Raw genomic sequence first — 14,615 nt, 5'->3', positions numbered from 1 at the left:
GCCGGATCATTATTTCTTCCGCAAAGAAATAATATAGTAATCACCGATAAAGCGCCACGGCCAGCTAAACCTAACCCGTTCCTCTATTTTTTTTAACCGGCGATAGGCAGCGGGATACTTCTCGGCAAAATGCTCAATATAAGACGGTGGCACTACGGTGCATAACCCCTCCACGCTCAGTACATCAAACGAGTCTTTTAACGTGTTGATCACATCAGACGGATTGTAATACCAGCAGGTAAAATACGTGCCCTCTATATGTGCCTTCACCCCGTTTTTGCTGAACCACCGGCGGGTTGCGGTTTTAAACATCCCCTTAAACAACAACAGCGACTCCCATAAGCAAAACCGCGGCAAAATAACCAGGGTGGCTATACCGCCGTCATTTAACAGCGGGGGTAATGACAATAAAACCCTGTTCAGCTCGCCGGTGCAGTTAAGGCCCGCAAAGTTGGAGAAAACACAATCAAAAGGGCCCTTGTTTTTTAACTGCGCAAGTTCTGTGAATGAACGCAGTTCGGTCGAGATCAGGTTATTAAGCCCGTGCTTCGCCGCTTTTTCGCGCAGCTTTTTTTGCATGCCTTTGGCAATGTCCGTAGCATGTACCCGGTGGCCAAGGCTGGCAAAAAAGGCGGCGTCTTCGCCGGTGCCGCTGTTTAGTTCCAATATAGTAGCGTTGGGTTTCAGGTAATGTAATACATGCGCCCGCACCCGGTCGCGTTTATAATTGACGATGGTATTGGCGGCATAAATTTCATCAAATATACCCGACTGTGCAGAAAACGCTTTTGCCGCATATCGCTCGTTGATATTTTTTACAACAGCCTCCATCACGCTTTTTCCAGCTGATTTAGTCTTAACCGCTCTATATAGGTTGCCGGGCTATAATAAATTACCGACAGCGCCTTTTTTAAACTCTGGGCGTTTGCGCCCAACGGGTTTTTAATCAGCTTAAGCAGGCTGTTTTTTGCCAGGTGCATATGGTAGTTTTGATGTACATACCTGTGCAGCTGCTTGTAGTAAGTTGGCGCAAAGGTGTTGTTAAACATCAGGGCCATCTCGTCCGAGTCTGTCCAGTTGGTTTTTTTCTTCAGATCAGCCTTTACCCGGTCATAAAAAACCGTGCCCGGTAACGGATACGACACCGAGATGCCAATCTCAAACGGCAACAGTTCATTGATCATTTTTATGGTTTTGGCAATGTCTGTCTTATCCTCGCCCGGGTAACCAAACTGGATAAAAAACGACGGCTTAATACCTGCCTTTTTCATAGCTTTTGTAGCGATATGAATCTGCCCCACGGTGGTGCCTTTATCCATAGCATCTAATATCTTCTGCGATCCGCTTTCGGCGCCTATCCAGACATTTTCACAGCCTGCGGCGGCCAGCGCGTTAACCAGCTCTTCGTCAACCAGCAAGTCTGCCCGCGATTGTATTTTAAACCGGGTACGCAGGTTTTCCTGCTGAACCAGTTGCGCAAACTCCAGCACCCACCCCGGTTTTAAACCAAAAATATCATCGCAGAACCAGATATGATCAATAGGGTAACGCTCCTTTAAAAGTTTCAGTTCCTTTATCACATTTTGCGGGCTGCGCGAGTTGTAGCGGTTGCCATAAATAGGCTTGGCGCACCAGTTACACTTAAACGGGCAACCGCGGGTAGTACCCATGTTTATTGAAAAATAGCCCGCATTTTTTAACCAGCTGTCGCGATAGGGTTCCAGGTCCACCAGGTCCCATGCCGGCAGGGGCAGACTGTCCAGGTCCTTTAACACCGGGCGTGGCCGGGTCTTCAATGCCAGGCCGTCTTTCATATAAGCTAATCCGGGGATAAGATCTGTATTACTTTCGCCCGCCCGGATATGATCTACCAGCTCCAGCAGGGTTTGTTCGGCTTCGCCTATCAATACAAAATCGGCCCCTTCTTTCAGGTATTCTTCGTATCGGTCGGTGGAGTCTGAACTGGATACTATTACAGTGCACCCCCTTGCCTTCGCCATTTTGCACATACTGAAAGCCGCCTCGCGCATATTGGTAAGGCACATTTTAGTGAGATAATTGAACCCGTCGTCATAGATCACAAAAAAATCAGGATTAGCCTGATCAAGGGCCGGCTCAACTTCGGACGGGCCGGCAACAAACATGGTATCGAACAAGCTGACATTGTACCCGTTTTCACGCATTAACGCCGCGGCATAAAGCGTGCCCAATGGCGCATAGGGCTGGCCTATCGACCATTGTTTAGGGTCGAACCTTAAAAAGTAGGAATGTGAAAAAAGTATCGTATTCATATCCTGTTATAATGTTGCCAGTGGCGACAGATTTAAGCTGCACACGCACTTTACGCAGGTAGCATTGGTGCTCATATCCATCGTTCTTCTAAAAGCTATGGCCGCTTCGGTATTTAACAGATCGGCCAGCGGGCTATCGCGGATATTACCAATGCTGTCGTGAAAAAAACAGGGTCTTACGGTCCCGTCAGCCTCAATTACGGCTGACACCCAGGGCGCGTTGCATTTTTTATAAGGAAACGGATTTAAACCATAAAACGCTGTATAATAATGATAGATATCCTGAATTTTAGCGGCAGACTCTGCAATAAATTTATCGGTAAAATCGGCAGTTTGGCTAAGTACGGTATTAACCACCTCCTGTAGCTCGGGCAGTTCCTGTTCGCTTAGCAGTATTTCATGTTGCCGGGGTTCGCTCCAGGCGGTTTGGCGGTTAAAAGCATGACTGCTGATATCCGCAGGCAAAAAACTTACCTGGTCAATCCCCATCGCTTTGGCAGCTGCAATTATAGCTGGCCAATTTCTAAAATTAAGCCGGTGGATAACCGTACGCGCGGTTATACGATAGTTTGGGTTTAATAATTTTAGATGTGCTACACCCTCTTTTAATTTGGCAAAAGCACTGGGGATATTACGTATCGCATCATGCGTAGGCTCGTCGCCGTCCAGTGATACCACCAGGTCATCAACCCATCTTAACAGCTGTATGGCATTATTTTTTATGGATAGGCCGGTTGTTAACAAACTAACTTTTATACCCTCGTTTTTAAGGATCTTACAAAGCTCAAAAAAATTATTGTTCAATAACGCCTCTCCGCCCGACATCACGACCTGCCCGGTTCCCAATTTTTTCAGAGAGATCAACAAACCGGTAACGTCCTCTGTAGTTAGCTGCTTCAGGTTTTTATTGTCTTTCCAGATATCGCACATCACGCAACGGCAGTTGCAGGCGCTGTGCGGCATCAGGATAACTACGGGCAGGGCTGATATCCGGTGCGTTTGTAACGTGCGGTAGCGTTTGTAGGTATGTATGAGGGATTGCATTGTTTATTTTTTAATAACGATCCAGTAAAACGGATCTTTTTTAAACAACCGGTTAAACAGGCTGGTTGGGTTAAATAGCACCCGGTAATTAAAACCCCAAAATTCGCTTACCGAGTGATGAAAATAATGATCAGCCATTTCGGGGATACCCATATCTTTATAATAGCTGCGACAGCGGTCGGCCGCTCGCGCGGCATCCTCCGGGGCATAAAAAGGGGTGTCAATAACATGGATCTCGCCGTGGGGGCTTAAAATCCGTTCGACCTGCTGCAACACCGCCACAACCGACGGAAAATATTGCAGTGACGCCGCAAACACAACTATATCAAATTTGTCGGTATCAAAAGTATTGTCGGTAAAGCTGTCGTATATAAATTCGAGGTTCGGTTTTTTAAACACGCGGTTTGCCTGGTTAATTTCGGCAAGATTAATATCCAGGCCGGCCACATAAGTTTGCGGCAGACCAGCCATTTTTGCCGAGAGCCAGCCATTGCCGCAGCCTACTTCAAGAATCCTTAAAAACCTTTGCTTTTTACCCAGGTAAGACAGCAACCTGCCGCTTGAGCGTTTTCTTATTTCCCATTCTTCAGAGTGGATACTAAAATCGGGCAATACCTGGAGCTCTGCATCGGTGTAGACTTTTTTTTCGTAGTCGCGCACGGCAACATAAAGCTCTTCAAAATCCGGCTTGCGGGGTTTTGAACGCCTTATTGCTCTATTTTGAATACTTATATCCAACGTCCAAGTTATTTAAAATCCTTGTATCTCGGGCTGGCGATATTTCCAGACCTTTTGCAATAGTTTGATCTCGTACGGGTATTGATATACATTTATTTTGTACCGAAGGGTTGATACCGCTTTTATGGCCGCGCGTTTTAAAGCGCTCAGCCTGATATCGGTTGTAGTTGGATATACCCCGTTCAGTACCGTTTCAAAATCCCTGATCTTATCAATCATCCCGGCAGTTAGCCAGGGCGTGAGCGGATTTTTGCGCAGGTCGAAATTCTCCCAGGCCGGGCTTATCCAGTCCTCTAAAGTCTGCGGAAATTTAAAGCCGCTTGCCAGTACCTGCTTATACATCTCTGACCCTTCGGTAGGCACCGGGCTGTAGGTATAAATAATGATCTCTGTTTGCGGATTGACAGCTTTTACCTTCTTAATAAAGTCTATCTCAAAATCAATCTGCGCCATTACCTGCTCCGGTGTGGGCGCAGGCGTGCCCAGCACAAATGAATATTCGGGGATGATGTCAAACTTCTTTAAACGTTCGGCAAATTCCAGTATCTGGTCGCCGGTTTGGGTGCCGCCTTTATCCATTTGTTCAAGGATGGCATTGTTACCGCTTTCGGCGCCAAAAAATATAATTTTACAGCCGCCGCGGCGAATAGCCTCCAACGATGAATCTTTAAACTTGCTCATGGTATCAATGCGGGCCATGCCCCACCAGGTCATGTTCTCGGGCTCTATCAGCCTGGAAAACTCAACCGCGCGTTTTTCTGATACAAAGAAATTATTGTCATGAAACTCTATCGCGGTAGCGCCCCATTTATCCTTAATATATTTAACGTCATTATAAACTGTTTGTGCCGATTTAGCTTTCCAGCGCGCCTCATAAATAGGCACCACCGCGCAAAACGAACAGGTAAACGGGCAGCCGATGCTTGAATGATAGGCCAGCGTTTTCTCGCCCAGGTAAGTTTTGCCTAAAAATTTAGGGATCGGGTAAAATTCGTTCAGCTTATTATAAGGCAACGGGGGTAATGAGTCCTGGTCTATCAGATCCTCCTTGGCGGTTTTAACTATCTGCCCGTTAGCGCCCCGGTAAATCAGGTTTTTGATAAACTCATAAGGCTCGCCGTTTTCCAATGCGGTTATTAATGCCGGGAAAGCATGATCGCCGGGTCCGTTGATAATAAAATCAACATAACTTGAATATAATACCGACTCGGGCTGGTTAGACGGGAAATAGCCGCCCCAGATCATTTTTGTAAACGGATATTTTTGTTTGATAGCTTTAGCGGCGGTAATGGCCTGCCTTAACTGCGGGCCCGGCATCACGGTAAACCCCAGGTATTTAAATTCGCCGGTATTTAAATAGGCTTCTATTTTTTTCTGCGGATCAGCCTCGCAATTTCCGTCGACAATCACCCACTCGTACTTCCCTTCAACAGACGCCGCTATGTTTAAAATAGAATTCGGGATCCTATACTTGGCAATGGCGCTTTTGGGGTTAAACAGTAAGATCTTATTCATCTGATGTTTTTCGCAGGTAAACAGATAGTGACAGGTGGCGCCCATCACTATCAAACTAAAAACTAAATATATTACACAATTATCAAAAGAGTTACGCCCCCCGCAAACCAAAGGTTGCCCGCTAAATGAAATAAAATGCCGGGGCAACCTTTATAAATAGCCTGCCGTAATTGATTATAGACGCCTTTAAAAAACATTAAAAATGAATACGGTTACAGCAACTGTCAGCCCGGTTAACAGCTTGTTATCAGCTTTAAAAAAAACTGTGCAGCACGCCCTGTTTTTTAACACCGTGAAAGAAAAAAAATCGGTTGAGGCGTACGACCTGTGGGCAAAAAGTTATGATGTACAACCCGGCAACCTGATGCTGGACCTGGACGAAGAAGTGTTTACCCAACTATTGGCCGAAACTGACATTACCGGCAAACAGGTTGCTGATATAGGCTGCGGTACCGGCAGGCACTGGCCCAAACTTTTTAATAACAAGCCGGCAGGCCTAACCGGCTTTGATGTCTCGGCGGGGATGTTAAGGCGTCTGGAGCAAAAGTTCCCCAATGCAAAAACTAACCAGATAACCGATAACCTTTTTAAAGATACCGGCACAGCCACGTATGATGTTATTGTGTCAACCCTTACGGTTGCGCATATTGAAAATATTGACGAGGCACTGCACGCCTGGAGCCGGATATTGAAGTATAACGGTGATATCATTATTACCGATTTCCACCCAAACGCCCTGGCATTTGGCGGCAGGCGCACGTTTGAGCATAAACACAGCAGCATAGCCATACAAAACTTTGTGCATTATGTATATGATATTGAAAGCATCCTTTTTAAGCACGGTTTCAGGATAGTTAATAAGCTGGAGCGAAAAATAGATGAATCGGTAAAGCATTATTATGAGGCAAAAAACGCGTTGCCGGTTTATGAGAGATTTAAAGATGCCCGCATTATCTACGGCATTCATTTAAAACGAAGCCATGATATTAAATAATGTTAATACGATTACCGGCACCGGACCTGTTAACATCCAGCTTAAAAACGGGCAGATTGTTGCCCCGGGCAGCAATGCCCCGGCAGACGCCCTTCAATTAACTTTTGATAATGCCCTGGCTTTTCCGGGCCTCGTTAATTCACATGATCATCTTGATTTTAACCTGTTTCCGCAATTGGGCGACAAAATTTATAATAACTATACCGAATGGGGCAATCATCTGCATGCCAATTATCAAAACGAAATAGCGGCGGTGTTAAAAATACCGCTGGCCCTGCGCGTTAGCTGGGGCATATTTAAAAATTTGCTTTGCGGCGTTACTACGGTAGTTAATCATGGCGAGCCGCTGGCTATAAATAACGCGCCTATTAATATAGCCCAATGCCACAGCATCCACTCCGTAGGGTTTGAAAAACTGTGGAAGGTCAGGCTCAACAATCCACTTAAAAGAAAGCTGCCGGTAGTGATACACGTAGGTGAAGGCAGCGACGAAGTTTCGGGTACCGAGATAGACCGGCTCATTAACTGGAACCTGCTTAAAAAAAAACTGATAGGCGTACATGGGGTTGCCATGACCGGCGCACAGGCCAAAAAGTTTGAAGCATTGGTATGGTGCCCGGAGTCAAATTATTTTTTGCTGGATAAAACAGCGCCGGCTGATGATTTAAAGAAACATACTACCATTTTATTCGGCACAGACTCCACCCTCACCGGCAGCTGGAACATCTGGAACCATATCAGGCTGGCGCGCAAAACAAAAATGTTAACCGACCCGGAATTGTACCGCTCGCTTCATCCCGAAGGGGCAGCCTGGCGGTACACCAGCGGCGGCAACCGGCCAGCCATCGTAGTAGCTAAAAGGAAGAGTGAAGGATCGTCCCTCGATGTTTTTTTTGCCACCGACCCGGCAGACATCTTGCTGGTGGTGCATGAAGAGCAGATCAGGTTATTTGATGACAGTTTATTGGATCAGCTGGGCCAGCTTGATCTGAGCCGGTTCAGTAAGATCTATATCAACGGCGCCTGCAAATATGTGCAGGGCGATCTGCCTGGCTTAATGGCCAATATAAAAGAATATTATCCCGAAGCGGTTTTCCCGGTAACAGCCAGCTAACCACCTATGGACATCTATTCAAAAATACGCTCCAAAGTAGCCCGCGGTTTTCGCGGGTTGATGCGTGATGCCAAGTATTTTACCGGCCTGGATAAGTCTTTTTATAAAAATGCACGGGGTAGCCGCATCCTCATCTATCATGGTATTTGTAAAGAAGACCATACCCGTTTTAACCCTATTTTTTTAACCGCCCGAATGTTTGAGCGGCATTTGCAGCTTTATAAAAAGCATTGCAACGTTATCCCGCTGGATGATTTTTATGCCGGTAATTTTAGCAATGACCAGTTTAATATCTGCCTCACTTTTGACGATGGCTTTGCCAATAATCATCACTATGTTTTGCCGTTACTGGAGCAATATCAAATACCCGCCACATTTTTTATCACCGGCATAACCAATGAAAATTACGACATTTTATGGAACGACTTTTTAGGCGTCGTTAGTAAATACGGCCCGCGGCAAATAACCTTTAAAAACGAGCGCTATACCAAGGGCCGGTACGATCACTATCTGTCGGCTAAAGATCAAGCCGCACTTAAAGAAAAACTGCGCAATACGGGATTTACAGAAAAGGCAGAGCTGATGGAACAGCTATATCCGCTGGTACCTTTTAAAAATGAGGAGCAGCTTAAAGACTATTGGCTGCAAATGACGGCGGGCCAAATCAAAGAGCTGGCGGCCTCGCCGTTTGCGCGGATAGGCGCGCATGGCTATTACCATAATGACCTGGCTAAAATAAGCCCCGGCGATGCTTTTAGTGAGCTGTTGCAGGTAAAGCAATATTTGGAAAAGCTGACAGCAAAACCGGTAACCAGCCTCGCCTTTCCGTACGGCAGCTATAACCCGCAGGTAATAAGCCTGGCCAAAGAAGCGGGATATAACCAATTACTGGCGATGGATTTTTATGCGGCAACAGATGCTTTGGATAATACTATGCGCGAACGTTTTACTGTTAATCCGTTTATATCGCCCGTTAATCAGCTTTACGCAACCATAACCTGTAAATATGACTAGCACGCAAAAAGCATACACAATTAAGCGGTTAAGCGTATTTAATATAACCCACCTGGCTTCGTTATACCAGGCAGTATATAAACGCAGCCAGGCGGCGGATTTCTTTCAAAAAAAATACGATACTGCTTATACCGGCGCACAATATATCGGCTTTATCGCCTATAACCAACTATACCGGCCAATAGCCTACTACGGGGTAATCCCTACGCTGCTCTGGTATGATGGCCACACCATTTTAGCGGCCCAATCGGCCGATACGATGACGCATCCCGACTATAGAAACATGGGCCTGTTTACAGAACTGGCCAATCAAACCTACGCATTGTGTAAAGACGCGGGGATCCGCCTGGTTTTTGGGTTCCCCAATCAAAATTCGCTACCGGGTTTGATGAATAAATTAAACTGGCATACCACCGGGACTATGGACCGCTTCATGATCCCGGTGGGGCGTGTTATTAATTTAGAAAGGATTGCCCGCAGGTTCCCCTTCCTGCGGCCGGGATACCGCCGTTACCAGAGGTGGGTATTAAAACCCTGCCTGCAACCGCGGCGCGGTATTGCAAACTCTGTTTTAGCCGATGGATTTAACGGGGTTTTTCGTGATGACGATTACCTCAGGTATAAAAGCTATTCGCCCACCTATGTGGTTCAGATAAACGGATCTTTATTCTGGATAAAATTGAAAAACGGGCTGCATATAGGCGACATAGAGGATATGACGGACGGTTTTGGACCAACCCTGAAAAAACTCCGGGCATTTGCCCGTAAATTAGGGATTAGCCAAATCCATTTCCAGGCAAGCCCCCAAACGGGCCTGCACACTTTGTTTGCCCAATATTACCAGCCCACCGCATCCTATACAACCGGCTTTAAAAATTTGGAGGAGGGTTTGCCAACTTCAAATATCAAGTTTACTTTTGCGGATATTGATATTTTTTAGCGGCAATATTAATAGATAGCGTCTATGCTTTTATAGTCTCCCTTTTGAAATTGCAAAAACCCGACATGGTAAAGTGAAGCCGGGCTTTCTTTAATAACTTTTGAATTGGCAACCTTACCCACCAGCAACATATGATAGCCCATTTTTCGATTATAAAAAATCTCAAGCTCCTTGTATCCGCCAATAGTTGCCGGTACCGGGAAGCCAAATAACTCACTCTCAGTTATGGCAAACGGCATTTCTTCTTTTTTCGTAGGAGACGTACTGGGATGTTTCCCCAGCTGATAGATAATTTCGATATCCATTTCATCGCTCTCGCAAATCACCACTTTTTTTGCAGCCAGTATTTTATCAAGCGTGACATTGGTGGTCCGTAAACCCAACAGGTAAATGCCTTGCTCGAGGATATAACCCTGGATATCCATCGGGAAGATGTTGTAATATTCATCATCCTGGTAAGATACGATGATGATCTTCCGCGGGTATGAATACAAAGCGCTGATTATCCTGCGGCTTTGGAAGGTATTTTTTTTTGAGCGTAACAGATAACCCAAAACGGCCAGCCGGTGCATTAACGTTAGCTGGTAATTTTTAACACTTTCAATTTTATACAACAGCAATGTGCCGTTATCGGTGGGTACATTTTCTATCAGGCTAACATTAATTGAGGCGGTAGTTTTACCATCTTTTGTGAAAAAAATTACTGGGGCATCAGCCTTATCACCAACACCCTGTGCTAAAGGCAACCATACGGCTATACAAAACGGATCTAAACAGATCATGCTTTGCCGGTGGGTTATGTCAATAATCAGCCCACCTTTTTTTAGCCATATTTTTTCTTTTATCTGGCTTTCGGTAAGGCGGGTTATAAAAAAGGTCTTAATATCCGTATGCTTAAAAAATATGTTTTTTACAGACAACCCCATTGGCCAGTTATAAGTATATGTTATGTATGTTTATTTAAAATACGGGGATTGTTTGTTGCGGGTTGCTTTATGATGGTGACGCTATTTCAGAAGGAAGCGTATTTACAATCCTATTAAACTACAGGATATATGAAATTTGTTTTTGTAAGCTATAACTACAACCCCGAATATAGTTCGCCCGGTACCTGGATTACCCGGGTAAAGGCATACCTGGGGGTGCTTACTGCTTTAAGCAAAAACAATAATGTCACCCGCATCAAACAGATCAGTTATGAGGGCGAACACACCTTTAACGGCGCACATTTTAGATTTGTAAATTATAATGACGCGCGATTATGGTTTCCGCATAAAATGCACCGGCTTATAGGTAGTATGAAGCCGGATGTAGTAATCGTACATGGATTGCACAAGCCTTTACAAACCATGCAATTACGCTTTTACTTAGCCGGCAAAACAAAGATCATTGTTCAAAACCATGCAGAAAAGCCCGCCAAAGGGCTAAAAAAGGCGGCACAAAAACTAGCCAGCCGCTATGTAAATGCTTATTTATTCGCTTCGAAAGCGATGGGGCTGGACTGGGTAAGAAAAGGTAACCTGGCCTCGGCGGATAAAATCCATGAGGTAATGGAGCTGTCCTCCGTATTTTACCCGATAGATAAACGACTGGCACAGGCAAAAACCGGGGTTACAGAAACCAACGCTTTTTTATGGGTGGGGCGATTAGATCAAAATAAGGACCCGTTAACCGTAGTAAATGCCTTCCTGAAATTTGCGGCTGACACACCGTCGGCTTGTTTATATATGCTTTACCATACCGAAGAATTACTGCCCGAAATAACCCGGCTGATAAACAATGCCCCCCGTGCCGCTGCGATAAAACTAATCGGCAAAATACCTAATGAGGATATGCTGTACTGGTATAACAGTGTAGATTTCGTGCTATCCGGATCGCATTACGAAGGCAGCGGGACGGCTGTCTGTGAAGCATTGTCATGCGGCTGCATACCCCTGGTTACAGATATCTTTTCTTTCAGGATGATGACGAACAACGGCAATATCGGCCTGCTGTATGAAGCCGGGAACGAGGCCGGATTGTTAACCGCCCTGCACCAGGCAACCGGCCTGGACAAATCCGCAGAAAAAGAAAAAGCGCTTGCTTATTTTAAATCAACCCTGTCTTTTGAGGCCATAGCCAACCGCATTCAGGACATCGCCAGTTCCTGCTGATCAAACAACTGCATAATGGCCCGCGCGGCATCATCGGCCCGGTATGGTAAAACCGGTTGGTAATCTTCGTCGGCTCTTAACAGGCCGGTGGTTATGTGTTGCATATCCCGGGCATTTTTTGCAATATGCCAGTTGGGTATACCGGTGTTCATGGGTTGTACAAAACTTACCACTTTTGCGCCGGCGCCTAATGCCTCTAAACAAACAATGCCAAATCCCTCATATTTTGAAGTATGCAGAAACACCTTTGCCCGTTGCATCAGGGTCAATACTTCGGCATGGGGTAGCTCGCCTTTTAATTCGAGATTATTTTCAAGACCCAACTGTCTGATTTTATCTTGCAGCCTTCTCATCTCGGGCCCCTTCCCACATATTACCGCCTTTATTGCCGGGAAATCTTTTTTTAACTCAAAAATCATATCCACAAAAACAGCATACTGTTTTAAGTTGATGAGTGAGCCTGCACCTATAATATCAATATCCCGGTCGCCGGTATAGGTTTTAAACACGGCGGGGTCTACCGCGCCCGGCACCAGGTACTTAGGCGTCACGCCATAATTTCGCTTAAACTCCGTTACAATAAAGTCAGACAAAGCAATCAGGCTTTCGCCGCTGGGCATCATCCGGTAAACATATTTATTACCCGGGCGGGCGTCCTGCCCAAGCAACCAGCTGTAATGTTTTAGCTTATAGCTTCTTGAAAACTTATCACCTATAAAGGCGCATTCATCCAGCCAAAAGCTTAGCAGGCCAATTACTTTATGGGTTTCGTTTAGCTTTTTAAGTTTCTGCCAGGCACTTATCCAGGTTATCCTGCGGTATAGCCCGCTTTTATTTTTTCCGCCGAGTGCAATAACCTGTACGCCGTTCCAGCTGTACTGGCGCGGCTGGTCGGGATACTGGAAGCTCAGCACCACAATATTCAGTTCGGGATAAGTTTCTTTTAAAACCCGCACAAATATTTGACGGTCTGGCAGGCAGGCAGTGTCCTGCTCATTTTCAGGGAAACCGGGGGTAACTATGATCAATGTTTTACGCATAAGTGGTATCTAACGCTATTATCTTGTCGCAAAAATTAAGACTGGCGTTGTTATGGGTTATCAGTATCACCATTTTTCCCTGCCGTGCCAGCTGTTTTAATTTTAGAAGGATAGTATTTTCTGATTCCTCGTCCATTTCAGAAAAAGCCTCATCTAAAACCAGCAAATCAAAATCATGGTATAAAGCCCTGGCCAGCATCAACCGCTGGCGCTGCCCGCCGCTTATATTTTTGCCGTTCTCTTTTATAAATTCATTTATCCCGCCGGGATAATGGTTGACCAGGGGCTGCAAGCCGCAAAATGATAAAACTTCATCAAGCCTGGTTTTATCGTAAGCGCCGTCGCTAAGTGTAATGTTTTTAAGCAAGGTGTCATTAATAATAAATGATTGCTGTTTTACATACGACACCCGGTTTAAATAACCCTGCCGCTTTATCCAGTTAGTTTTTTCGCCGTTAAAATAAATATTGCCTTTATGGTGTTTTAAAAAGCCCAGCATCAGGTGTATAATGGTAGTTTTACCCTTCCCCGACGGGGCCGAAATACCTGCAAAATCGCCGGCCCGCAGATCAAAATTAAGGCTGTTGAGTATATACCGGCCATCGTATCTGAATTTAACCTGCTCAAATAATATTGATTTAACAGGCGTCTTTTCATCAACAATAGGTATTGCTTTACCTGCAGGCTGCAAATCAGTTATGCTAAACCGGTAAGTCTTTATCTGGCTGGCGCTGTTTAATATTTTTACAATACCGGGGATAATCTTATAGCTGGCTGCCAAAAAAACACCGATGGTTAATAAACTAACCGCAGGTTGGCCCGCCGATAGCTTGTTTATAGCTATCAAAATAAAAAAACCGAGTATGGCAAAAACCTCTATCAGCCTTGAGCTAAGTCCCTGCAAAGTTTGCTGGGTGGCAATGTTGTTGTTTAGCTGCAATTGCTGATCATAGTATCGTTTTACAAAAAAATCATCCTTACGATAAACATTACTCTCTATATAACCGGCTAATGATTCATTTAAATGCTGGATAGTTTTTTGGCTGACCAGTTGTGTACTGTAACGGATAGCTTTTAGCTTGTTGCGGATAAAATTGCCCAGCAATATCACCGGCGGTGTCAGCAACAAAAACAGCATAAAAAATAAACCGGGTTGCCAAAACAGGATACCCGTGATGGTAGCAGTAATAAGTATGCTTTGCGATATAATTTGCTGCAGGTTAGTGAGTACGTAATTACTAAACTCAATAGGCTGCTGACTTATCCTGCGGATCAGTACAGACGAATCAATATTTACAAAGCGCAGGTAATCATCTTTCAGATAACCCTGTATATTCCGTTTTGACAACCTGGAAGATACCCCGTAAAAAAAATGCTGTTGCCATTTGGTATTTAAATACCCCAGATAATTTTTTAACCCAAACAGTACCAGGAATATCGAGATCAGTAAAAGCGAGTCCCGGTTTAACAACCTGTCGGGAAGGAAAGAGATGACGGCTGCGGGCTGGCTTTTGGTATAAAAATTAATCACCACCAATGTCATCCCTAAAAAGGCCACATCCAGCACACCCATCGCCAGGTCAAATAAAACCAGCCGGGCCAGCTTTAACTTTTCCCGTCGTTCAAGGATGTTTAAAATATCGGTTAATATTTGTCGCAAATCAGGTCCCTGTTTATTATTCAACGCGCTTTAAGCATTACGGATAAAAATTACTATGCGTTGCCTTACAGTAATTGATTATATTTAAAAATCGAATACCAAAGCACAGCCG

General features: G+C 45.0%; 13 protein-coding genes. 5 read left to right on the top strand and 8 right to left on the bottom strand.

The window, feature by feature from the left end; all coding sequences use genetic code 11:
* Positions 1 to 9: 9 nt before the first annotated feature.
* Genes LJ658_RS19615 through LJ658_RS19595 form a run of 5 tightly spaced genes read right to left on the bottom strand, consistent with a single transcriptional unit; the run spans position 10 to position 5,588 of the window.
* Positions 10 to 831, bottom strand: a complete 822-nt coding sequence (locus LJ658_RS19615; protein WP_230548255.1) for a bifunctional 2-polyprenyl-6-hydroxyphenol methylase/3-demethylubiquinol 3-O-methyltransferase UbiG — start codon at positions 829 to 831, stop codon at positions 10 to 12.
* Positions 831 to 2,291 (bottom strand): radical SAM protein, encoded by a 1,461-nt coding sequence (locus LJ658_RS19610; protein ID WP_230548254.1) that lies wholly within the window; start codon positions 2,289 to 2,291, stop codon positions 831 to 833. Before LJ658_RS19610 ends, LJ658_RS19615 begins: the two co-directional genes overlap by 1 nt.
* Before the next feature lie 6 nt (positions 2,292 to 2,297).
* On the bottom strand, positions 2,298 to 3,335 hold the full coding sequence (locus LJ658_RS19605; RefSeq protein WP_230548253.1) for a radical SAM protein: 1,038 nt from the start codon (positions 3,333 to 3,335) through the stop codon (positions 2,298 to 2,300).
* 3 nt (positions 3,336 to 3,338) lie between these two features.
* Entirely contained in the window at positions 3,339 to 4,073 is a 735-nt protein-coding gene (locus tag LJ658_RS19600) for a bifunctional 2-polyprenyl-6-hydroxyphenol methylase/3-demethylubiquinol 3-O-methyltransferase UbiG (RefSeq protein ID WP_230548252.1), read from the bottom strand.
* Positions 4,074 to 4,085: 12 nt separating this feature from the next.
* Positions 4,086 to 5,588, bottom strand: coding sequence for a B12-binding domain-containing radical SAM protein (locus LJ658_RS19595; RefSeq protein WP_230548251.1), 1,503 nt, complete (start codon positions 5,586 to 5,588; stop codon positions 4,086 to 4,088).
* A 202-nt stretch (positions 5,589 to 5,790) separates the two neighbouring features.
* On the opposite strand from LJ658_RS19595, the gene LJ658_RS19590 reads away from it, so the two are divergent.
* Genes LJ658_RS19590 through LJ658_RS19575 form a run of 4 tightly spaced genes read left to right on the top strand, consistent with a single transcriptional unit; the run spans position 5,791 to position 9,650 of the window.
* Complete coding sequence (locus tag LJ658_RS19590) at positions 5,791 to 6,582, top strand: class I SAM-dependent methyltransferase (protein WP_230548250.1); 792 nt, start codon at positions 5,791 to 5,793, stop codon at positions 6,580 to 6,582.
* Positions 6,569 to 7,696 (top strand): hypothetical protein, encoded by a 1,128-nt coding sequence (locus LJ658_RS19585; RefSeq protein ID WP_230548249.1) that lies wholly within the window; start codon positions 6,569 to 6,571, stop codon positions 7,694 to 7,696. The genes LJ658_RS19590 and LJ658_RS19585 overlap by 14 nt, the downstream gene beginning before the upstream one ends.
* Before the next feature lie 6 nt (positions 7,697 to 7,702).
* A complete protein-coding gene (locus LJ658_RS19580) occupies positions 7,703 to 8,710 on the top strand; it encodes a polysaccharide deacetylase family protein (RefSeq protein ID WP_230548248.1) in 1,008 nt (335 codons plus the stop codon).
* Entirely contained in the window at positions 8,703 to 9,650 is a 948-nt protein-coding gene (locus LJ658_RS19575; protein WP_230548247.1) for a GNAT family N-acetyltransferase, read from the top strand. The genes LJ658_RS19580 and LJ658_RS19575 overlap by 8 nt, the downstream gene beginning before the upstream one ends.
* An 8-nt stretch (positions 9,651 to 9,658) precedes the next feature.
* Here LJ658_RS19575 and LJ658_RS19570 read toward each other — a convergent pair whose 3' ends face one another.
* Positions 9,659 to 10,576 carry a hypothetical protein gene (locus tag LJ658_RS19570; protein ID WP_230548246.1) on the bottom strand — a complete coding sequence of 306 codons (918 nt, stop codon included), beginning with the start codon at positions 10,574 to 10,576 and terminating at the stop codon, positions 9,659 to 9,661.
* Positions 10,577 to 10,705: 129 nt separating this feature from the next.
* On the opposite strand from LJ658_RS19570, the gene LJ658_RS19565 reads away from it, so the two are divergent.
* Positions 10,706 to 11,803, top strand: a complete 1,098-nt coding sequence (locus tag LJ658_RS19565) for a glycosyltransferase family 4 protein (RefSeq protein ID WP_230548245.1) — start codon at positions 10,706 to 10,708, stop codon at positions 11,801 to 11,803.
* Here LJ658_RS19565 and LJ658_RS19560 read toward each other — a convergent pair.
* Positions 11,779 to 12,843, bottom strand: coding sequence for a glycosyltransferase (locus LJ658_RS19560; RefSeq protein ID WP_230548244.1), 1,065 nt, complete (start codon positions 12,841 to 12,843; stop codon positions 11,779 to 11,781). The genes LJ658_RS19565 and LJ658_RS19560 overlap by 25 nt on opposite strands.
* Positions 12,836 to 14,503 (bottom strand): ABC transporter ATP-binding protein, encoded by a 1,668-nt coding sequence (locus tag LJ658_RS19555; protein ID WP_230548243.1) that lies wholly within the window; start codon positions 14,501 to 14,503, stop codon positions 12,836 to 12,838. The genes LJ658_RS19560 and LJ658_RS19555 overlap by 8 nt, the downstream gene beginning before the upstream one ends.
* Positions 14,504 to 14,615: the final 112 nt, after the last annotated feature.

This window comes from Mucilaginibacter sp. UR6-11 (assembly GCF_020880695.1).
Lineage (GTDB): Bacteria > Bacteroidota > Bacteroidia > Sphingobacteriales > Sphingobacteriaceae > Mucilaginibacter.
This window is presented reverse-complemented; position numbering and strand designations above follow the sequence as displayed.

Excerpts from the sequence above, each read along its gene's own strand:
- LJ658_RS19615 (WP_230548255.1), bottom strand. The coding sequence starts at position 831 with ATGGAGGCTGTTGTAAAAAATATCAACGAGCGATATGCGGCAAAAGCG.
- LJ658_RS19610 (WP_230548254.1), bottom strand. The coding sequence starts at position 2,291 with ATGAATACGATACTTTTTTCACATTCCTACTTTTTAAGGTTCGACCCT.
- LJ658_RS19605 (WP_230548253.1), bottom strand. The coding sequence starts at position 3,335 with ATGCAATCCCTCATACATACCTACAAACGCTACCGCACGTTACAAACG.
- LJ658_RS19595 (WP_230548251.1), bottom strand. The coding sequence starts at position 5,588 with ATGAATAAGATCTTACTGTTTAACCCCAAAAGCGCCATTGCCAAGTAT.
- LJ658_RS19590 (WP_230548250.1), top strand. The coding sequence starts at position 5,791 with ATGAATACGGTTACAGCAACTGTCAGCCCGGTTAACAGCTTGTTATCA.
- LJ658_RS19585 (WP_230548249.1), top strand. The coding sequence starts at position 6,569 with ATGATATTAAATAATGTTAATACGATTACCGGCACCGGACCTGTTAAC.
- LJ658_RS19580 (WP_230548248.1), top strand. The coding sequence starts at position 7,703 with ATGGACATCTATTCAAAAATACGCTCCAAAGTAGCCCGCGGTTTTCGC.
- LJ658_RS19575 (WP_230548247.1), top strand. The coding sequence starts at position 8,703 with ATGACTAGCACGCAAAAAGCATACACAATTAAGCGGTTAAGCGTATTT.
- LJ658_RS19570 (WP_230548246.1), bottom strand. The coding sequence starts at position 10,576 with ATGGGGTTGTCTGTAAAAAACATATTTTTTAAGCATACGGATATTAAG.
- LJ658_RS19565 (WP_230548245.1), top strand. The coding sequence starts at position 10,706 with ATGAAATTTGTTTTTGTAAGCTATAACTACAACCCCGAATATAGTTCG.
- LJ658_RS19560 (WP_230548244.1), bottom strand. The coding sequence starts at position 12,843 with ATGCGTAAAACATTGATCATAGTTACCCCCGGTTTCCCTGAAAATGAG.